Consider the following 18303-nt stretch of genomic DNA (forward strand, 5'->3'; position numbering starts at 1 on the left):
AATCACTCCACGTTTTGCACTTGTTCCCGGATGCGTTCAATGAGGGTCTTCGCCTCGACGACGCTCCACCGCATCTCCGAACTGGCGAGTTTCGATCCCATCGTGTTGACTTCCCTGTTCATTTCCTGAACGAGAAAATCGAGTTTTTTGCCCTGAGATGCATCCTGCCCCAGAATCGAGCGGAATTTTTCCACGTGGCTTCTGGAGCGGGAAATCTCCTCCGAGATATCCCATTTGTCCGCCATAATGACAATTTCCTGGACGAGACGTCCCTCCTCGACAAGGCCGTTCATATCTCCGACGGTTTTTCTGATCCGTTGCTGCGTTTCGGAGAAAACGCGCCCCGATTCCGTATTCCAGATCGCGGATATCGCATCGAGAAGGTTTTCGAAAGCCGTCAGGTGCGACATTATATCATCCTGAATGTGTTTTCCTTCCTCCGCTTTCATTTCTTCCAGCCGGTCGAGCGTCTCCTGGGACAGCATCACGAGCGCCTCGCATATCTCAAGCGTCTGCTCTCCGCTGCTCGCAGGACCGGTCAGCACACCGGGAAGCTGCAGAAGCAGCTCGGGCAGACATTCTCCATGCAATCCCTTTCTCTCCCGGAAAGTCCGAAGTTCTTCATACAGTCCGTCGAGCACCGGCGAATCAATATGATATCCGGTAAGGGACGGAGCCCATTGGATATCGAGAGTCGCCCGTATTTTGCCTCTTGAAAGACGCTTCCGGAGAACCGAGTGGATCTGTGATTCGAATTGTGAGAGTTCCCGGGGAAGACGGATCGAGAAGTCCTGAAACCGATGGTTGACCGAGGAAATCTCCATCGTTGCGACTCCCCAGTCGCGCGAAACCGAAACCCGACTATACCCCGTCATGCTACGAATCATTGATGTCCTTCCTCCTGTCGGAAAACATCGTCAAGGTACTGAAGCAATCCATCCATCCCCGTCCCCTGAAGTGCGCTGACGGGAAAAAACCTGTCTTCCTCTCCCTCGAGCCTCGCCATCAGGGAAGAAATCGTTTCCGAAGGACACGTATCCGTTTTGTTCAAAAGAATGACCCTGGGAACGTCTCCCGCCCCTATCTCTCCGAGAGTCTCCGTCACGACGTGGAACGTCTCCATGCAATCAGGCGCCCCGGCGTCGAGAACGAGAAGGATGAGGGAGGAACAACGGATCTCTTCGAGAGTCGCCCTGAACGCGTCTATGAGCGTATGAGGAAGATCCCGAATGAACCCGACGGTATCGGCAACGAGAATCCTCTTCCCGGAGGGAAGAGGCACTCCCCGTATGAAAGTGTCCAGCGTAGAAAACATCCTGTTCGCAACGGTCAGAGACACATCACCCGAGAGTCTCCTCAGGATTGTCGATTTCCCGCTGTTCGTGTATCCCGCGAGAGAGACGACCGGGAATCGCTCCTTCTTTCTGCGCTCGCGGCTGAGACGGCGTCTGTCGCGAATCGCATCGAGTTTTGCCGAGATGTCGCGTATGCGCCGTTCCAGCTTTCGCCGGTGCCTCTCGAATTCCGTCTCACCCGGCCCCCGCGTTCCGATGCCGCCTCCAAGCCGTGACATGCTCCGTCCGAGGCCTTTCAGGTAAGGAATTTCATACGAACAGAGCGCACGTTCCACCTGAAGCTTCGCCTCAAGGGAACGCGCGCGCAGTTCGAAAATCTTCATGATAACGAAGGCTCGATCCCAGACCTCACATTTCGTGATCCCTGAAAGAGCCGCCCTCTGCCCCGGCGCAAGCTGTCCGTTGCAGACGATCAGATCCGCTCCGACGGATGAACAGAAGAAAGCTGCTTCCTTCGCTTTTCCTGCTCCGAGAAAAGATCCGGGGTCGGGGTTTCCCCGCTTCTGGACGATCTTTCCGGCCGACGCGATCCCGAGGTTCGCCAGGAGAAGTTCCAGTTCGTCGAGCAGGACATCGACGTCGAAATCCGATCCGGGAGTATCCAACGCGACGAGAACGGCTTTACGCTTCTCTCCGGAAACACTTCCTCTATTCATCGGTCCGGTGTTCGAGGGCGAGAAGCGCTTCAGATACGGTTTCCAGAAGTTTGCCTCGCGCCTCTTTCCCTCCCGATTCGCCCCCGTAGAGCGAAGGATCAATGGGTTCCCCGTACGTTACGGAAAGGCGTACAGGCTTGATCCACGGCGCTCCAGGAGGCATGGCGCCGAAAGATCCCCGAACGAAAGCAGGAAGAACCGGGACCCGCGATTTCAAGGCTATGAGAGCGACGCCCCCTTCGAGCGGCTTCAGGGTTCCATCCTCGGAACGTCCTCCCTCGGGGAAGATCAGAACGCTTTCCCCGTTCTGGAGGAGAGACAGGAATGCCTTCAATGTCGCGCCCGCACTCTGGCTGTCCTGCTTCCTTACCGGAATCGCCCCGAGTGCCAACAGAAGGTGGCTGAAGCCGGGGCACCGGAAGAGTTCGGACTTCGCGAGATATCGCAGCCGGATCGGAAACGTACTCCCGATAACTACCGGATCGAGATTGCTGCAATGGTTGCTGACGACAATGTACTGCCGGGACTTATCGAAGTCCCGAAGGCCGAAGACCCTCATCCGGTTGTATATTCTGAGGACACCCCAACAGAACCAACTGACGAGAAAATAGACGATCGTGGTGAAAAACGGGCGTCTCTTCATTCGGGCCCCTTCATTGAAACGACATCGTACAGCCGGGAAACGACATCGTCGATACTCATCTCCGACGTATCAATTTCGACGGAGCCTTCCGGTTTTCGTAACGGAGCTTCCCGCCTTTCGGAATCGAACCTGTCCCTTTTCAGGATGCACTCGAGCACGACCGCTTCCGAAATAACCTCTCCCCTTGCCTGCATTTCCACGACGCGCCGGCGCGCCCTGATCCCGGGACTCGCCACAAGAAAGAACTTTATCGACGCATCCGGGAAGACCACTGTCCCCATGTCCCTGCCGTCCGCAACAACACCCGGAAAAACCGCCTGACACCGCTGAACGTCGAGAAGGCGCTTCCGGACCGAAGGAAGAGCCGCATACGACGAAACGACCGCGTCGATTTCAGGAGAACGGATCAGGGAGGTCACATCCTGTCCGCATACGGAGACGCACTCTCTCTCCAGCGAAACGGTGACCGTATGCAACGCCTGCCGGAGTTCGGCCGTCTCTTCGGCGGCGATACCCCTTCCTTTCAGAAACCACGCAAGAGCGCGGTACAAGGCTCCCGTGTCGAGGTACGAAAGTCCAAGGCGTTGCGCCAGAATCCGAGCGACGGTACTCTTCCCGGAACCGGCAGGCCCGTCGATTGTCACTACCAATGGAACTTCATGCATTTTCAGGAGTCTCCCAGGTTTCGAGTTCTTCGGCTGCGACCTGAACGAAATCGACCAGCTCCGAGAGAAGCTCTTCGCAGTTTTCTATGCCGAGACGCCCGATAACCTCGGGATAGAGGGGGTTCTGGAGTCCGTCCGCCCCTATGCCGACACCGAGCATGAGGCAGAGCGTGTTCGCGATGTGCACGACGTCGACGATCGGCTGGAACGTCTCCTGTTTCTCGGGCGGAACGGAGTTCGGCGCATGATGGTACGCCACCGCATATCCGTACGCCTCGGGCAGCCCCCACTTCTCGACGAGCAGCGTTCCTACCTGGGCGTGATCGAATCCGAGGACCTGCGTTTCGGCTTCGATGAACGGAATCTGCTTCTCCTCGACCATCTTCACAATGATCCCGTACCCGAAACGAACGTAATCGTTCAGAACCACCTTGCCGAGATCGTGCAGCAGACCGCCGACATAAGCCTCTTCGGGGATCGATTTCCCGAAACGCTGCGCGATATATCTCGCCGCATACGCCACCGTCAGAGAATGTTTCCAGAGCTGTCCCCTGTCCAGGGCATACCCCTGCAACGATTTGTCCATGATGGAATAGACGGATGCCGAAAGGACGATATTGCTGATGTTCTTGTACCCGAGCATTGCAATCGCTTCAGTCACGCTCGATATGTTTCGAGACATGCCGTATGCGGCCGAATTCGCGAGTTTCAGCGTCCTGATTACAAGTCCCTCGTCGCGGGAAAGACTCAGAGCGACGTCGCTGGCGCTGCTGTCCCGGTCATTGAGTTTTCTGAGAGTCTCCACGACAAACTGAGGGAAGGATTTTATTTCTTTGATTTTCCCCAGGATACGGGTCTTGATGAGTTCTCTTGAACGTTCATCGATGCCGTCCATGTATCTTCCTCCCCTTCAGCGGAAGCAACCACCGCTCCCCCTTCGCGAATCATCGTCTCCAGACGATGAACGGACATTTCCACTATCGATCCGGAGGCGAGCGATCCCAACTCCATTTTACCAATTCTTCTTCTCAGAAGCGATTGCACCGAAAAACCGCAAATGCACGCCATTCTCCGGATTTCTCTCTTTTTCCCCTCGGAAAGCGTCACCGAAACCCATCTGCCTTTCGGCAACCGATCAAGAACGACAACTCCGAGGGGCTTGAGGAATTCTCCTTCGGAGGCGACTCCTTCACGCCATGTCAGCAGGGAACGACGATCAACGGGTCTGTCCAACAAGACTTCGTATTCCTTCTCGAGTCCGACCCCTGGATGAATCGTTCTCTGGGCGAAATCGCCGTCATTCGTGAGAATCAGCAGCCCCTCCGAATCTCTATCGAGCCTGCCGACCGGAAATACCCTGTAGCGCCTGTAGCGCGCCGGGAGAAGATCGATAACCGTCCGGGTTCTGGAATCTCTCACGGCGCACACGTATCCCTTGGGCTTGTTAATCACCAAGTATATCGTATCCTGCGGCGCCGCCCAGTGACCATCAACCTCGACCATATCATCGTCCAGAACCAGCCTCGAAAAAGAGTCTATTGTCTCTCCGTTGATCCGGACCCGTCGTTCGGAAACCAGCGTCTCGACGTTTCTCCGGGAGCCGAATCCGCACAGCGCAAGATATCTATTCAAGCGCATCGTCGTCCGCCGTACGATGTCGCGCCATTTCTCCGAGCTCCGCCAGCGTGGGAAGTTCCGCTATGGAATCAAGGCCGAACTCGCGCAGGAAGAGATCGGTCGTCCGATACAAAAGGGGCGACCCGCTCCCGCGTTTTCTGCCAGCGATACGAACGAGCCCCGTCGCGAGCAGCGTCTCGATCACCCGATCGCATCTGACACCTCGGATTTCCTCGATTTCTCCCCTCGTCACCGGCTGGTTGTAGGCGACAACCGCAAGACTCTCGAACGCCGCCTTGCTCAGGCGAATGCGTCCCGAATCCTTCTGAAAGCGGGAGACCACCTCGAAGACGTCATCGGACGAAAAGAGTTTCCATCCACCGGCGACGCGCCTGAGGACGATGCCGTGCCCCTTTTCGTAATGTTCCCGAAGCTCTTTGAAGGTATTCTCGACCGTGTTCCGGGAGAATCCGGTCACATCGGATACGCTCTCTTCGGAAACCGGATCCGACGCAACAAAGAGAATCGCCTCAAGAATTCTGGCTTCCCGGGAAAGAGTCAGAGCATCCATAAGCGACGATATCCCCGAACACCTCCTCCTGATGAATCCGGATGCGTCCCATGCGGCACATCTCGAGCAACGCAAGCAGTGTTACGAGAAGGACTCCGAAAGGGATCGAGCCTTTCAGCAGGGACGATACGGAAAACTCCCCCTCCCGGAGAACGATATCCGTCAGCTCTTCGACTTTCGTTTCGATCAGCCTTTCCTCCGGAACAGGATCCGGCACCCCGATCCAGGATTCCTCAATCTCGTGCGTCCTGCTGCCGGAGTTCCGTCTGCGTTGCGCGATATCCCACCACAGGGACGCGAGACCGTATACATCGCCGATGTCGTAATGAACCGGACCAGCATCCATCGCGGGTCTCATGAGGCAACGCTCCTGCCTCTCCTTCCGGAGGATGAGGATCTCCCTGGCGACACGGAACGGCACGAACAATTCCATGCGGCGCTCAACATCGTCGAGAAAAACGCTGTCGTCTTCGGGCTCATTTCCGCCGATATCAGCCACGCTTACCGGGAAAAGCGCCAGGACCTTATAGAGAAGCAACGTCGCCGCCTTGTGAAAAAAGTCGGCGACCTGAGGTAGTGGAACATCCGCCCGTCGGGTCAGATACTGACCATATGCCCGCACGATATCGGTCAACGAAATGCGGGAAACGTCGATCTGTTTCGATTCGACGAGAAGGCAAAGCAGATCGACCGGCCCCGTAAAGGCCTCGATCGAAACCTCAAACGGCCGCTGTTCCGCTTCGAGATGCACCGCCTCAGACATGAAATCTCTTTCCGGGACCTTCGGACGGAAGGACATCGACGGAAAGATCGTCTCCGGCGATAATCTCCGAGAGACGCTTCATCGAAAGTCGCTCCATCTCCCCGTGGTCTGCCAGAGCGATACACAATCCTGCATGGTTCGCTTCCATGAGATCATGATACGTCAAATCCGCCGTACAGAAAACATCGGCCCCGGCCTCAACCGCGTCGCGCAGGAACTCACGTCCCGATCCGCCGCACACAGCGACCGAACGGATCGTTTTCTCCCGGGATCCGTACCCCGAAAGCCACGACAATCCCCATCGCTCCTTCAGCATCGGAAGAAAGTCGTCGAAACGAAGCGGCGGCAGATCCCCGACACGGCCGAATTTACTTTCCGTCTTTCGCAGTGGCGAGCACCCGGCAAGTCCGAGAAGTCCTGACAACACCGCATTCACTCCCTCACAGCTGAGATCCCAGTTCGTATGGACACAGAGAACCGATACTCCGGACACGAGAGCCGCCCGGATCGCATCCTCAGCCACCGAACCGCGACCGATCCGGCGGATCGGCGAAAAGATCAGCGGATGATGCGTGACGAGAAGGTCGCACCCTCGCACGGCCGCTTCCCCGACCGAGGAGGACGTCGCGTCGAGACAGACCGCCGCACGATGGACTTCATCCCGCGGATCCCCGACCAACAGGCCGCTGTTGTCCCACGCCTCGGCATCGGCAAAGGGTGCAACCGAATCGATTCGCTCCATTATCACGGAAAGCCGCATACAACCCCTCCCCTCACAAAAAAAAGCCGCCTCCCTGGACAGGAAACGGCGCCCTCACTCCTCACCGTGAATTATACAGTACTCCGTCACGGACGTGCGCGCATACACGTTCCTTTCACATCAAATCCACCGCCCCGGAAAAAACGCAGGGGTCTCGGCATATACCGGGACCCCTGCTCTATCGGAAAAAACAGCAATTTGGATTTCTGGTGGGCCTACCTGGACTCGAACCAGGAACCTTCCGGTTATGAGCCGGTGGCTCTAACCCGTTGAGCTATAGGCCCGTCAAAGAAACATGCCTCTTCCGCAAGTCGGAAGAAACTACGATGCGAATGCCTTATTCGTCGACATGAATACAACCGACCGGGCAACTGTCGGCCGCTTCCTTCGCGCATGGAGCTCCCGATGCATTTATGACCTTTGAAACCCCGGCGTCATCATCCATGGAAAAAACATCGGGGCATATCTGGACACACACTCCGCACCCAATGCACTCATTCCTGTCAAGAGAAACCCGCATAATGCGAGCACCTCCTTTCGCGCAAGCGATTGTATAACAGTGTTCGCGGAACGTCAAACGCGAGAAGCTTCCCAGATACGAAGCTCCGGTGCCTTTTTTTCCATACTGTCGAGACACAGGAGTGCGCGGAAATCGCTGACACTCTTGATCTCAGGCTCCGACGACGCGATGAAAACCCCGATTCCGGTGACCTCGGCCCCGAATTCCTTGGCCACAAGCAACATTCCCGAAATCGTCGACCCCCCTCTCATGAAGTCGTCGATGATCAGGACCCTGTTGCCCCGGGCAAGTTGCTTGGTGCTCATATACATGGCCTTCACTTCACCCATTTTCGTGGGATAGTGGACCGCAACCGCCGATCCGTCGCTCGGTCGGTTCCGGAAACGACAGACCGCCAGCGGAACTCCCATCGCGAAAGCCGTCGACATCGCGAGGGGAATCCCCTTGACCTCGGAGGTCATCACCACGTCGGGCGACGCTCCATGAAATACGGAAGCCATTGCATATCCGAGTTTCATCGCGAACGAGGGGTTGAAGAGGATATCCGTGTAGTAGATCAGCCCGCCGGGCAGGATCCTGTCTTCATGCGACAACAGACGGACGATCTCCGTGAGGAGCTCCCTTCGCGCCTCCTCCGAAAGCCGGGGCACAAAGGAGGCCCCTCCGCTCCGTCCCCTGTCGACACAGATCTCGCCGATTCCCTCTTTTGACAGGGCGTCGTCAATGATCGCGACGTCGTCGCTGACGACGGTCTTTGAGACACCGAAGCAGGATGCGAGCGCGGTCAGCGATATCTGCGAAGATGGCGAACACAGAAACCGTGCGACGGTTCGAATCAGTCTTTCAGTCCTTTGACCTTTCATTGACCGGATCACCCCATTGTAATGAATCTCATGCACCATTGAAGACTTCCGGCCGCGTTCATGATCCACCGGATCGCATCTTCCGTTTCGACAAGATAAAAAAACGCGCTTCCGCTTCCGGAGATTCCGAACCCTGAGGCTCCGGACATGTATCCGATCTTCGCGAGTGTTTCGTATTCAGGATGTTCCTCGAAAAGAAATTCCGAAAAATCGTTCGGAAGGAGTCCGACCCGCTCTCCTCCGTCAAGCGCCGAAAGGATTTCCAGGGATTCGGCAGACGCCTCTTCCTCGCTTAAGGGGAACTCGTCGCGATAACGTCGGTCAAGTGATGAAAACGCATGCCCGGTATCGGAAAACCACTCGGGAATTACGAGCACGACACGATGTTTCCGCCCCGGCGGAAGACTCCGTTGCACATTTCCGATCCCGCCGACCAGCGCCTGCTCCGAACCGTCGAACAGAAAGGGGATATCGGCCCCTATCGATTCGCACAAACCTTCCGGAATCGGGGCTCCCGCGTATCTGGAAACCCAGCGGAGAAACGCCGCCGCGTTGCCGCTTCCTGCACCGATACCGGTGCCTGGGGGGATCACCTTCCGGATATGGACATCCATGCGGGGGATATTCCGAAAGGCGTCTTCCTCCCGCAGGTCCGAGATACACCGGGAGACGATGTTCTTTCCCTGTACGACGATCGGGGACGTTTCGACCGAATCATTGACATTATCAACACTATTAAAGCATATTGTCAACTGTTCCGTCGCGTCGTTTCTTCGGAAAAGAGAGACGATATCGTGGTACCCGTCGTTTCTCCTGCCCACAACCCTGAGCGTCAGATTGAGTTTCGAAGGAGAATATAGAATGAACATTTCTCGCTCACCGCCTACAAAAAACGCCCCGGCACACCGTCAGTGCCGGGGCTTCATGACGCGGATACGTGTGCTTCAGTTTCTGTTTCCCTGAACCAGCTCGAGTTCGACTTCCTTGGTGAGGATTTCGGCGTAACTGAAAGAGACTTTACTATCCAGAGAATCAACGTAAAGAGTAAAGAGATTCGGGTAAGTCTCCAGTATGATACCCTGTTTTTCCTCAACCTTTCGCCGACCCTTTGCCGTTCTGTAACGGACTCTCATACCCTTGAAAAGCGCAACCTGTTGACGGATTTCCGCAAGGTTATAGGTCATTAGGGTCACCTCTCCATCTAACCTAGATGAGTATTATACCACCCCCGGCTATAGGATGCAAGTGACCCTTATGTTATTCTTAATGGTTATTCCATCCGCTTTCCGGCAGTTAAAGTTGCCTTCTGCATAAGGACCCGTTTCTCACCGACGCGACGGGTGAATCCCTTCGAATCCAAGTATTCCAGAAGTGGCAATATAAACTTTCTGGAGCTGCCCGTCAAGTCCCGTACCATTGCCAATGTGATATCCTGATTCGCATCCCTCAGGAGAGCAAGAAGACGTTCTTCCACATCGGCGCTCAACAGAAAACCTCCCGTTACGATCACAACCCTGTTCTGTTCCCTGAGATCTTTGACAAGACTGCTGAACGCCTCTTCGGAAATCCCGAGAACATCTCTCGCCTCGGCGATTTCCGGCGGCTGGAAACTCCTTTCTCCGCAAAGAGAAAGGAGTTTCGTCGATAAACGCCGGAACGTATCGTCGTCCTTCGGCTGAAATTCCGGACATCGTGCCATCCCGTCCTCGAGAACGATCTCCTCTTTCTCCGCCATTTGCTCGAGCAGGGAACGGGCGTTTTTCTGATCGAGATCCCGAAGGTGGATCAGGGAAATTTCCTCTGTCTGACATCCGGGCTGATACGGACGCGTTTCGTGAAACGAACGGAGAAACGAGCGGACACGGTCGGAAAGCGTTCCGTATCTTTCCCGTGAAACGAGGCATTCCGGGTTCCCGTCGAGAAAGACTATTTCGCCGCGCTCATGCAGCGCCCGGGAAAGCGACCGTACGTCCCCGGGTGTTTCCTGCATATCGGCGACCAGATCCGGCAGAAGGATCTGCCCGAAATAGTCGACGAGCACACGAAGTCGCTGATCCCGCTTCTGGGCACCCGAAAAGTCCGCGAGCATCTCCCGGTAGCGAAGTCTTTCAGACTTGCCTCTGGGTTTCTTTCCGTACGGGAAGAGAACCTGCCCTCCGGCAATTGTCTCGAGCGGACTGTACATGCGCAGCACGAATCGCTGGTCTTCGATGACGACGACGTTCTCCTCCGTGATAATCTGCGCGATTCCCACGTTTCCCGGCTCGAGGCGCGCGATGTCGAGAAAGGAAACACGACCGACGACATCGGCGGTTCCGATATGGACCCGAACCCGTTGCCAATGGCGCATGGGGTTCGTCGCCGATCCGAGTACCGAGAGGCGGACGTCGAAACACTTCGTTTCACGGAAGACGCCTTTCGCGCATACGACATCCCCTCGCGAAATCTCCTCGACGGAAACTCCGTTGAGGCAGGCCGCGACCCGCTGTCCCGCCCAGGCTTCCCCGACGTTTTTCCCGTGAACCTGCACGCTCCGGATCCTCACGTCTTTCCCGAGCGGGAGAACCTGCGCATCGATCCCCGAAACGATTCTTCCCCGATAGGCCGTCCCGGTAATAACCGTTCCGAATCCCGAAACGGGAAATGCGCGGTCGATCGGAAGAAAAAACGGCCCTTTTCTCGGTCTCGGCGAAACTACATCAATCAGCCTCGAGAGTTCGCTTCGTAACGCGTCCATGTTGTGGCCGGACACCGCGGACACGGGAACGATCGGAGACGATTCGAGGAACGTCCCCCGAACGAACGTCTGGATGTCATCGAGCGCGAGACCCAGCAATTCTTCGTCTACCATATCCGTTTTCGTGACAACCACGATCCCGTGCCGCACGCCGAGGAGTTCGAGGATCGCAAGATGCTCCCGCGTCTGCGGCATAACCCCTTCATCCGCCGCGACAATCAGCATAACCGCATCTATTCCGGAAGCTCCGGCCACCATCTGTCTGATGAAGCGTTCATGCCCCGGTACATCGACGATGCTGACGATCCGTTCGTCCGGAAGAGTAAGCGGCGCGAATCCGAGCTCGATGGTGATTCCCCGTTTTTTCTCTTCTTCGAGCCGATCGCAGTCGATTCCCGTCAACGCCTTGACGAGTGTCGTTTTGCCGTGGTCGATATGGCCAGCCGTTCCGAGGACCAGTGAGACTTCCTGCTGTGTCATGGCGTCACTTCCCAGAGAATACCGACTCGAGAGAACGGACGATTCTCTCGTTGTCTCCCTCGAGAAGGGTTCTGACATGGAACACGACTGCGTCGTCCCTGGCTCCGGCAACGACGGGGACTTCCGATGTCCGTAACGACACGAGAATCTGTCCCGTGGATAACTCCGACGACGAATTCTCGAAGATGACGCCATACCCGGAGAGCGGTTCTTCCGGAAACGCGCCGCCGCCAACCGCATCCTCCACAGGCACCACTCTGCAAACGCATCCCCCGATTCGTTTCCGGAGCAGGCGCGCCAGACTGCGCGCTTTCGTCCGCAGGATATCCGGTGCTTCGGAAATCATTCTTACCGTCGGAACACAGTCCGCACGTCCGGACAGATACAACCGGAGCGTCGTCTCGAACGCCGCAAGCGTCATTTTGTCGACGCGAAGCGCTCTGAGGAGAGGGTAGGACTTGAGTGCGCCGATGAGATTCCGCTTTCCGACAATGCAACCGATCTGCGGTCCTCCAAGCATCTTGTCGCCGGAAAAGGTGACGATATCGATTCCGGCGGTTATGCATTCCCGAATAGTCGATTCGCCCGGAACGCCCGTCTCGGCGGCGGAAAGAATCAGTCCACTTCCGAGATCCTCCATCGATACGACGTTCCGCTCCCTCGCACACGCCGCCAGATCCCTTCGGTCGACCGAGGACGTAAATCCCCGGATCCTGAAGTTTGACGGATGGACCTTCAGAAGCATCGCCGTTTCCTGATTGATTGCGCCGATGTAGTCCTTCAGGTGCGTGCGGTTCGTGGTTCCGACTTCCGCGAGGCGGGCTCCGGAAAAAGCCATGACGTCGGGGATTCGGAACGAACCTCCGATCTCAACGAGTTCTCCTCTCGAAACGACAACCTCCCTGTCGCGCGCCAGCGCAGCGAGACACAAGAGGACCGCCGCGGCATTGTTGTTGACTACAAGGGCGGCCTCAGCTCCCGAAATTTCCGAGAGAAGCCATTCGATGTGGTCGTTCCTGTGACCCCGCTCTCCGGCGGACAGATCGTATTCGAGCGTGCTGTACGCGCGCGCGACGTCCGAAACGGAACGGACAGCCTCATCCGAAAGGCAGGAGCGGCCGAGATTCGTATGTACCACAACCCCGGTCGCGTTGACGACGGGACGAAGGCTCGGACGTCCCCGCCGGAAGAATATCGCGGCCACTCTCCGGTTGATCGCCTCCATAGAGGTATCTTCTTTCACGCCATTCCGGATTCCTTCGCGGATATCACCGACGATGGACGTGAACACCCGTTTTACCGTCTCTCTTCCGAGCGAGTCGATCCACTCCGCAAGCCACGACTGATCGAGAAGGGAATCCATCGGCGGGAGTCCTCTCAGACGCGCCTGGGAATTCGGTTCAGTCATCATGTTTCATGACCTCCCTTTTGAAAGAAACGTTTTTCCCTGTAACTGCAAGGAACGATGCTATAATTGTACCTTAGTTTTGGAAATGGAATATATCTCTCCCTTGCGGAGAATTGTTCAGGTGATCCGATGACAGAAGCATACGATTTTCGCGGAAAATCCTCCGATAAAGCCATAGAGTCCGTCCGTGCCATTTCGACCGCTGACGCGGATGCCTTTTCCGTCCTTCTCGACAATCCCATGGTCGCTTCGAAGGTTCGGACTTCGCTCGAGGAAAACGGGTACGACGTCAGCATCGAAGACGATGAGGGAACCGTCGTCCTGAAGGCGTATCCTCCCGCTCCCGGAGCCCCCTCCGTGAAATCCACGCGCAAGACCGCTCCCGCAAATCGTCAGAAAAAAGCACCGGCGCCGCAGATCGCTTCCCCTCAGGCACACCCGGTGTTCGGCGGATGTACGATACTTTTGTCCGGGAGAACCATCGGCGGAAGCGACGAGGAACACGGAGAGAACCTCGCGATGTCATTCCTTGCGTCGCTGAATCACACCACGCCGATCCCCCAGACGATCATCCTGATGAACGAAGGCGTCAAACTCGCCGTCAGAGGTACAAAAACCTGTGATGGAATCGCCGCCTTGAATCGACGCGGGTGTCGGGTGCTGCTGAACAGAGATTGCGTGACGCATTTCGGTATCGAAGAGGTGCTCGGCGTCGGGAATATCGTCTCGTTTCAGGATATCACGACGACGCTGCTTCGCTCGGAACGAACGCTGTCCTTCTGATTTCAGGATTGTTCCGTCTTCCAGGGAAGACTGTCGAGAAGCACGTCGAGAAGCATGACAAGCGCGTCCGGAGACGGCACATCGGGCTGGAGTCGTTCCGTCAGGGTCTGTGCACCCGGGAGGTATGCGACTCGCAACGAATCGTCGATGATGTCTTTCGCTGCGTAATCCATCTCCTCGTCGAACAGGAGAACCCACCCTGGAGTCGCGATCCCGATCAGATCCCAGTCGATTCCCTTCGGGTAACTCGAAAGGATCATTCCGTTGTAGTTTCTCCCCGTCTTTGACCTCCAGCGCTCCGTAATCCATCTCGCCCGGCCTTCCATCGTATCCGCCGCGATCAGGACGGCGGGGCGTTCATATACGTACGATGCATACACCCGAGTGATCAGACTGGCAGTAAAAAGACCGGCGGCGCTTTTTTCGTCGCCGATGTAGTCGAGTGCGCCTTTCAGCGAGTCGGCGACGCTCACCGTATACCCCGGGATCTTCGTCGCAGACGGCTGATACGAAGAAAGAGTCAGAAGCAGATTTTCAAAAATCGTTTCCTCGTCCGTTTCGAAGAGAATCAGTCCATATTGCATGGAAGCCCTCCGTTATCGTTCCGGCTCAGAGAATCTCTTCCCAGATGCGGTTGGCGATCCGCATTCCGCGCGGGGAAAGCGCGACATACTCGCTGTTGCGAACGAAAAAAAACGATGGAAAGGAATCGAGAATTCCCAAAACCCGGTCGAGAGATTTCGTTCCGAAACGTACACCAAACTCAGCAAACGCGATCCCACGGCGCGTCCTCAGCGCCAGAATCGCCGCTTCCCTGGCTTTCGCTTCCGGAGGGAGATCCTCGATCGAATCGGACGGCGATTCTCCCGCCTCCAGCCGACGGATATACTCCCTTCCCTCGGAAACGTTCGTATACCTCAGGCCGGCAAGGTGCCCCGAAGCGCTCGCCCCGACCGCCAGGACGTCGGTCTCGTCCCAATAGGCCATATTATGGCTGCATTCAGCTCCATCTCGCGCAAAGCTCGCGATTTCGTACTGGAACATCATCTTGCGGGGAAGGTACCACTGTGCGAAGCGATAAAACGGATACCCGTCGGTCATATCCGCAGGAGGCGTCGTCCCCCAGGGCGTTCCGGGCTCTATCGTCAGGTGGTATGTAGAAATGTGTTCGGCTCCGGCAGCGAGAACTCCGTCGAGAGACTCCCTGAAAGAACGGAGCGTCTGGCCTGCGATTCCGAACATGATATCGGCGCTGCACCTGAACCCGGCCTGGGCTGTTCTTTCCACGGCATCGATCGCTTCCCTTCCGCCATGAGGTCTCCGAAGCCAGGAAAGTTCACGATCATGGACACTCTGAACCCCGATGCTGACCCTCGTTATGCCGTTCTTTCTCCAGAGGTCCAGATGTCCGGATTCCAGACTGCCGGGGTTCGCCTCGACGCTTGCCTCGAAAGACGCTCCGAAATCGAAGTATCGCCAGAGGATTCCGAAAAGGAGCTCCCATTGTCGGACGTCGAGAATCGTCGGCGTTCCGCCGCCGATGTAGAGAGTGTCGAAACGATGCTTTCCGGAGAAGGTCTCCGACCAGAAACGGCACTCGCAATCCATCGCGTCGAGATACCGGTCGATTTCTCCCGTCTCAGGAACGGAACTCGAAAAGGCACAGTAGGGGCACTTCCGCACGCAAAACGGCAGATGAACGTACAGGGAACGCGGCGTTGCCGCGGCAAGCCGCTCCATCGGCAACGGAACGCGGACGTCTATGCGTCTTCCCCTTCTTCCACCCTGAGGAAAGCGAGGAACGCCTCCTGCGGGATTGAAACCTTACCGATCTGCTTCATCCGCTTTTTGCCCTCTTTCTGTTTCTCGAGGAGTTTTCGCTTTCGTGAGATGTCGCCGCCATAGCACTTCGCGAGAACGTCCTTTCGCAGCGCTTTGATATTCTGCCGGACGATGATTCTCTTTCCGATGGATGCCTGGATCGGCACCTCGAACAATTGCTGCGGAATGAGCTCCTTGAGCTTGCGGACGACAGCCTGCCCCCTGTGGTAGGCAGCATCCCTGTGGCAGATGAAGGAGAAAGCGTCCGCCGCCTCTCCGCCGATGAGAACATCCACGCGAACGAGATCGGCGGAGCGGAAGCCGCGATACTCGTAGTCCAGCGACGCGTATCCGCGCGTCAGCGACTTCATTTTATCGTGGAAGTCGATGATGAATTCCGCAAGCGGAAGGTCATAGAAGAGACGCGCCCTTTCGGGCGAGAGATAGTCCATTGAGATGAATGTTCCCCGCTTGTCCTGGCAGAACTGCATGACTTTTCCGACGAACTCTGTCGGAACGAAACACGTCAGTCGAATGATCGGCTCCCGGATCTCGCGGATTTCGGACAGCTCGGGGAAGTCGGAAGGCCTGTTCGCCTCGATGACATCTCCGTTCGCCGTCACGACTTCGTAGACGACGTTCGGGGACGTCGCGACGAGTTCGACGTCGAACTCCCGACGGAGACGTTCCTTGGAGACATCCATATGCAAAAGGCCGAGGAAGCCGCACCGGAAACCGAATCCCAGCGCCACGGACGTCTCGGGAACGAACGTGATCGAGGCGTCGTTCAACGTCAGTTTCTCGAGTGCGTCCCTGAGTTCCGGGTACTCGTCGCGTTCGATCGGGTAGAAACCGCAGAAGACGACGGGCTTGACGCGTCGGTAGCCAGGCAAAGCTTCGGGCGCGGGACGGAGCGCATCGGTCACCGTATCTCCGACATGAGCCTCCGCGACAGTCTTGACATTTGCGATGAGATACCCGACTTCTCCACAGGAGAGGCGATCGACGGGAACGTACGAAGGCCGGAAGACGCCGATTTCCTCAACGGGATAATCGCGCCCCGAAGCCATAAACCGGATACTCATCCCGGCCCGGACCTCTCCCTCGACGACGCGGATGTAACAGATGACGCCCCTGTAGTTGTCGTAGATCGAATCGAAGATCAGCGCCCGAAGCGGTGCGTCTGATTTCTCTTCCGGAGGACGGACCGACCGCACAATCCGTTCGAGGATATCGTCGATCCCCGTCCCGTCCTTGGCGCTCGCCAGAATGGCGTCCGACGCGTCCAGGCCGATGGCGTCCTCGATCTCTTTCTTGACCGATTCGGGGTGCGCCGAAGGAAGGTCGATCTTGTTGACGACGGGAAGGATATCGAGCCCCTGTTCGACGGCCATATACGCGTTGGCCACCGTCTGCGCCTCCACACCCTGCGAGGCATCGACGACGAGCACGGCCCCCTCGCACGAGGCAAGCGAACGCGAAACCTCATATCCGAAATCGACATGCCCCGGCGTGTCGATGAGATTGAGGACGTACGCCTCTCCGTTTTTCGCCGTATAGTCCATGCGAACCGGGACAAGCTTGATCGTAATGCCGCGTTCCCGTTCGAGCTCCATCGAGTCGAGAATTTGGTTTTTCATGCCTCTCTTGTCAATCGTCCCCGTTCGCTCTAGAAGGCGATCGGCAAGCGTCGACTTCCCGTGGTCGATATGGGCGATGATGCAGAAGTTCCGTATACGTGCCGTGTCCATCCCTGATGTATCCTCCCGATCAAGAGCCGTTCCCCGTTCTGTGTCATTTCGTGGCCTTCGATTTCACGCAGAGAGTTCATACCATGGACCCGTCTCTTTGTAAAGGAAAAGAGAGACTGGAAAGCATCTTGACTTTCATGCGTTATATCATAATAATGTTCGTAATATAGCCCGACGGAGGTGTCATTCTGTGGATAAAAGAGAGCTTATGTACGAAGGCAAAGCCAAGAAGATGTTCTCAACCGAAAATCCCGGCATCATGCTCGTGGAATACAAGAACTCCCTGACCGCTTTCAACGCACAGAAGAAGGATTCCATCGAAGGAAAAGGAGAACTGAACAACAGAATTTCGGCGTGGCTTTTCACGTATCTCGCAAAGGAAGGGATTCCGAACCACTTCATACGGACTATCGACGAAACACACCAGCTTGTAAGAAAGGTCCGGATCCTTCCGGTGGAGGTCGTCGTCCGGAACATCACGACCGGAACGCTCTGCAAACGCCTTGGCGTTCCTGAAGGCATCACGCTCCCCCGTCCTCTCGTCGAATTCTATCTGAAGAACGACGAACTCGGGGATCCCCTGATCACCGAAGACCATGCCGAACTGTTCGGCTGGGCGGACCGGAAACAGATCGACGAGATCAAGGGGATCGCTCTCTCGATCGACAGGATTCTCGGAAAATTCTTCGACGAAAAGAACATCGTTCTCGTCGATTTCAAGCTCGAATTCGGCATCGACTCCGAGGGAAAACTCCTCCTTTCCGATGAGATCTCTCCCGACACATGCCGTTTCTGGGACAAGGAGACGAAAATGAAACTCGACAAGGACCGCTTCCGGAAGGATCTCGGCGACGTTCTCGGAGCATACCGCGAGATCTGGGCGCGGATTTCCGGACAAAGGATCTGAGCC

At 56.5% G+C, this 18303-nt stretch carries 20 protein-coding genes and 1 tRNA gene; 2 read left to right on the plus strand and 19 right to left on the minus strand.

Translation table 11 applies throughout. From position 1 onward, the window contains the following. Window positions 1–2 precede the first annotated feature (2 nt). From ACZ5IU_RS00080 to selA, 16 genes are all read right to left on the minus strand, one after another. Window positions 3–887 carry a YicC/YloC family endoribonuclease gene (locus ACZ5IU_RS00080; protein WP_464419289.1) on the minus strand — a complete coding sequence of 295 codons (885 nt, stop codon included), beginning with the start codon at window positions 885–887 and terminating at the stop codon, window positions 3–5. Further along, window positions 884–2011 carry a GTPase HflX gene (hflX, locus tag ACZ5IU_RS00085; RefSeq protein ID WP_464419291.1) on the minus strand — a complete coding sequence of 376 codons (1128 nt, stop codon included), beginning with the start codon at window positions 2009–2011 and terminating at the stop codon, window positions 884–886. The genes ACZ5IU_RS00080 and hflX overlap by 4 nt, the downstream gene beginning before the upstream one ends. After that, window positions 2004–2654 (minus strand): lysophospholipid acyltransferase family protein, encoded by a 651-nt coding sequence (locus ACZ5IU_RS00090; protein WP_464419293.1) that lies wholly within the window; start codon window positions 2652–2654, stop codon window positions 2004–2006. Before ACZ5IU_RS00090 ends, hflX begins: the two co-directional genes overlap by 8 nt. Then, window positions 2651–3319, minus strand: coding sequence for a (d)CMP kinase (gene cmk, locus ACZ5IU_RS00095; protein WP_464419295.1), 669 nt, complete (start codon window positions 3317–3319; stop codon window positions 2651–2653). The genes ACZ5IU_RS00090 and cmk overlap by 4 nt, the downstream gene beginning before the upstream one ends. Continuing rightward, the gene (locus ACZ5IU_RS00100) at window positions 3312–4214 is read right to left on the minus strand and encodes an HDOD domain-containing protein (protein ID WP_464419297.1); all 903 of its coding nucleotides are present in this window, start codon (window positions 4212–4214) and stop codon (window positions 3312–3314) included. Before ACZ5IU_RS00100 ends, cmk begins: the two co-directional genes overlap by 8 nt. Further along, the gene (locus tag ACZ5IU_RS00105; RefSeq protein ID WP_464419299.1) at window positions 4145–4957 is read right to left on the minus strand and encodes a pseudouridine synthase; all 813 of its coding nucleotides are present in this window, start codon (window positions 4955–4957) and stop codon (window positions 4145–4147) included. The genes ACZ5IU_RS00100 and ACZ5IU_RS00105 overlap by 70 nt, the downstream gene beginning before the upstream one ends. After that, window positions 4944–5507 carry an SMC-Scp complex subunit ScpB gene (gene scpB / locus ACZ5IU_RS00110; RefSeq protein WP_464419301.1) on the minus strand — a complete coding sequence of 188 codons (564 nt, stop codon included), beginning with the start codon at window positions 5505–5507 and terminating at the stop codon, window positions 4944–4946. The genes ACZ5IU_RS00105 and scpB overlap by 14 nt, the downstream gene beginning before the upstream one ends. Beyond that, window positions 5467–6270 carry a segregation and condensation protein A gene (locus ACZ5IU_RS00115; RefSeq protein ID WP_464419303.1) on the minus strand — a complete coding sequence of 268 codons (804 nt, stop codon included), beginning with the start codon at window positions 6268–6270 and terminating at the stop codon, window positions 5467–5469. The genes scpB and ACZ5IU_RS00115 overlap by 41 nt, the downstream gene beginning before the upstream one ends. Beyond that, window positions 6263–7030: a Nif3-like dinuclear metal center hexameric protein gene (locus ACZ5IU_RS00120; protein ID WP_464419305.1), complete on the minus strand. Its 768-nt coding sequence runs from the start codon at window positions 7028–7030 to the stop codon at window positions 6263–6265. The genes ACZ5IU_RS00115 and ACZ5IU_RS00120 overlap by 8 nt, the downstream gene beginning before the upstream one ends. 207 nt (window positions 7031–7237) lie before the next feature. Then, window positions 7238–7314, minus strand: a tRNA-Ile gene (locus ACZ5IU_RS00125). 53 nt (window positions 7315–7367) lie between these two features. Then, complete coding sequence (locus tag ACZ5IU_RS00130; protein ID WP_464419307.1) at window positions 7368–7550, minus strand: ferredoxin; 183 nt, start codon at window positions 7548–7550, stop codon at window positions 7368–7370. A 53-nt stretch (window positions 7551–7603) separates the two neighbouring features. Next, complete coding sequence (locus ACZ5IU_RS00135) at window positions 7604–8413, minus strand: phosphoribosyltransferase family protein (RefSeq protein ID WP_464419309.1); 810 nt, start codon at window positions 8411–8413, stop codon at window positions 7604–7606. A gap of 8 nt (window positions 8414–8421) precedes the next feature. Then, window positions 8422–9282, minus strand: coding sequence for a 4-(cytidine 5'-diphospho)-2-C-methyl-D-erythritol kinase (locus ACZ5IU_RS00140; RefSeq protein WP_464419311.1), 861 nt, complete (start codon window positions 9280–9282; stop codon window positions 8422–8424). Between the two features lie 75 nt (window positions 9283–9357). Then, on the minus strand, window positions 9358–9597 hold the full coding sequence (locus ACZ5IU_RS00145; protein WP_464419313.1) for a Veg family protein: 240 nt from the start codon (window positions 9595–9597) through the stop codon (window positions 9358–9360). 86 nt (window positions 9598–9683) lie between these two features. Then, the gene (gene selB / locus ACZ5IU_RS00150) at window positions 9684–11630 is read right to left on the minus strand and encodes a selenocysteine-specific translation elongation factor (protein WP_464419315.1); all 1947 of its coding nucleotides are present in this window, start codon (window positions 11628–11630) and stop codon (window positions 9684–9686) included. Window positions 11631–11634: 4 nt separating this feature from the next. Further along, the gene (gene selA, locus ACZ5IU_RS00155; protein ID WP_464419317.1) at window positions 11635–13041 is read right to left on the minus strand and encodes an L-seryl-tRNA(Sec) selenium transferase; all 1407 of its coding nucleotides are present in this window, start codon (window positions 13039–13041) and stop codon (window positions 11635–11637) included. A gap of 126 nt (window positions 13042–13167) precedes the next feature. Here selA and ACZ5IU_RS00160 point away from each other — a divergent pair, with 126 nt between their 5' ends. After that, window positions 13168–13821, plus strand: a complete 654-nt coding sequence (locus ACZ5IU_RS00160) for a hypothetical protein (protein ID WP_464419319.1) — start codon at window positions 13168–13170, stop codon at window positions 13819–13821. 2 nt (window positions 13822–13823) lie between these two features. Here ACZ5IU_RS00160 and ACZ5IU_RS00165 read toward each other — a convergent pair whose 3' ends face one another. The 3 genes from ACZ5IU_RS00165 to lepA are packed head-to-tail and all read right to left on the minus strand — an operon-like array spanning window position 13824 to window position 17393. Continuing rightward, window positions 13824–14405: a hypothetical protein gene (locus ACZ5IU_RS00165; RefSeq protein ID WP_464419321.1), complete on the minus strand. Its 582-nt coding sequence runs from the start codon at window positions 14403–14405 to the stop codon at window positions 13824–13826. A gap of 25 nt (window positions 14406–14430) precedes the next feature. Continuing rightward, a complete protein-coding gene (gene hemW, locus ACZ5IU_RS00170; RefSeq protein ID WP_464419323.1) occupies window positions 14431–15561 on the minus strand; it encodes a radical SAM family heme chaperone HemW in 1131 nt (376 codons plus the stop codon). Between the two features lie 20 nt (window positions 15562–15581). After that, entirely contained in the window at window positions 15582–17393 is a 1812-nt protein-coding gene (gene lepA, locus ACZ5IU_RS00175) for a translation elongation factor 4 (RefSeq protein WP_464419325.1), read from the minus strand. 190 nt (window positions 17394–17583) lie between these two features. On the opposite strand from lepA, the gene purC reads away from it, so the two are divergent. Continuing rightward, window positions 17584–18300 carry a phosphoribosylaminoimidazolesuccinocarboxamide synthase gene (gene purC / locus ACZ5IU_RS00180; RefSeq protein WP_464419327.1) on the plus strand — a complete coding sequence of 239 codons (717 nt, stop codon included), beginning with the start codon at window positions 17584–17586 and terminating at the stop codon, window positions 18298–18300. Window positions 18301–18303 lie beyond the last annotated feature (3 nt).

Source organism: Lactivibrio alcoholicus, from assembly GCF_055390895.1.

Coding starts and splice junctions, on each gene's coding strand:
- hflX (WP_464419291.1), bottom strand. CDS start 2,011: ATGAATAGAGGAAGTGTTTCCGGAGAGAAGCGTAAAGCCGTTCTCGTC.
- ACZ5IU_RS00130 (WP_464419307.1), bottom strand. CDS start 7,550: ATGCGGGTTTCTCTTGACAGGAATGAGTGCATTGGGTGCGGAGTGTGT.
- scpB (WP_464419301.1), bottom strand. CDS start 5,507: ATGGATGCTCTGACTCTTTCCCGGGAAGCCAGAATTCTTGAGGCGATT.
- lepA (WP_464419325.1), bottom strand. CDS start 17,393: ATGGACACGGCACGTATACGGAACTTCTGCATCATCGCCCATATCGAC.
- selA (WP_464419317.1), bottom strand. CDS start 13,041: ATGATGACTGAACCGAATTCCCAGGCGCGTCTGAGAGGACTCCCGCCG.
- ACZ5IU_RS00140 (WP_464419311.1), bottom strand. CDS start 9,282: ATGTTCATTCTATATTCTCCTTCGAAACTCAATCTGACGCTCAGGGTT.
- ACZ5IU_RS00090 (WP_464419293.1), bottom strand. CDS start 2,654: ATGAAGAGACGCCCGTTTTTCACCACGATCGTCTATTTTCTCGTCAGT.
- ACZ5IU_RS00160 (WP_464419319.1), top strand. CDS start 13,168: ATGACAGAAGCATACGATTTTCGCGGAAAATCCTCCGATAAAGCCATA.
- ACZ5IU_RS00105 (WP_464419299.1), bottom strand. CDS start 4,957: ATGCGCTTGAATAGATATCTTGCGCTGTGCGGATTCGGCTCCCGGAGA.
- ACZ5IU_RS00115 (WP_464419303.1), bottom strand. CDS start 6,270: ATGTCTGAGGCGGTGCATCTCGAAGCGGAACAGCGGCCGTTTGAGGTT.
- cmk (WP_464419295.1), bottom strand. CDS start 3,319: ATGCATGAAGTTCCATTGGTAGTGACAATCGACGGGCCTGCCGGTTCC.
- ACZ5IU_RS00120 (WP_464419305.1), bottom strand. CDS start 7,030: ATGCGGCTTTCCGTGATAATGGAGCGAATCGATTCGGTTGCACCCTTT.
- ACZ5IU_RS00145 (WP_464419313.1), bottom strand. CDS start 9,597: ATGACCTATAACCTTGCGGAAATCCGTCAACAGGTTGCGCTTTTCAAG.
- ACZ5IU_RS00100 (WP_464419297.1), bottom strand. CDS start 4,214: ATGGACGGCATCGATGAACGTTCAAGAGAACTCATCAAGACCCGTATC.
- ACZ5IU_RS00165 (WP_464419321.1), bottom strand. CDS start 14,405: ATGCAATATGGACTGATTCTCTTCGAAACGGACGAGGAAACGATTTTT.
- hemW (WP_464419323.1), bottom strand. CDS start 15,561: ATGGAGCGGCTTGCCGCGGCAACGCCGCGTTCCCTGTACGTTCATCTG.
- selB (WP_464419315.1), bottom strand. CDS start 11,630: ATGACACAGCAGGAAGTCTCACTGGTCCTCGGAACGGCTGGCCATATC.
- ACZ5IU_RS00135 (WP_464419309.1), bottom strand. CDS start 8,413: ATGAAAGGTCAAAGGACTGAAAGACTGATTCGAACCGTCGCACGGTTT.
- ACZ5IU_RS00080 (WP_464419289.1), bottom strand. CDS start 887: ATGATTCGTAGCATGACGGGGTATAGTCGGGTTTCGGTTTCGCGCGAC.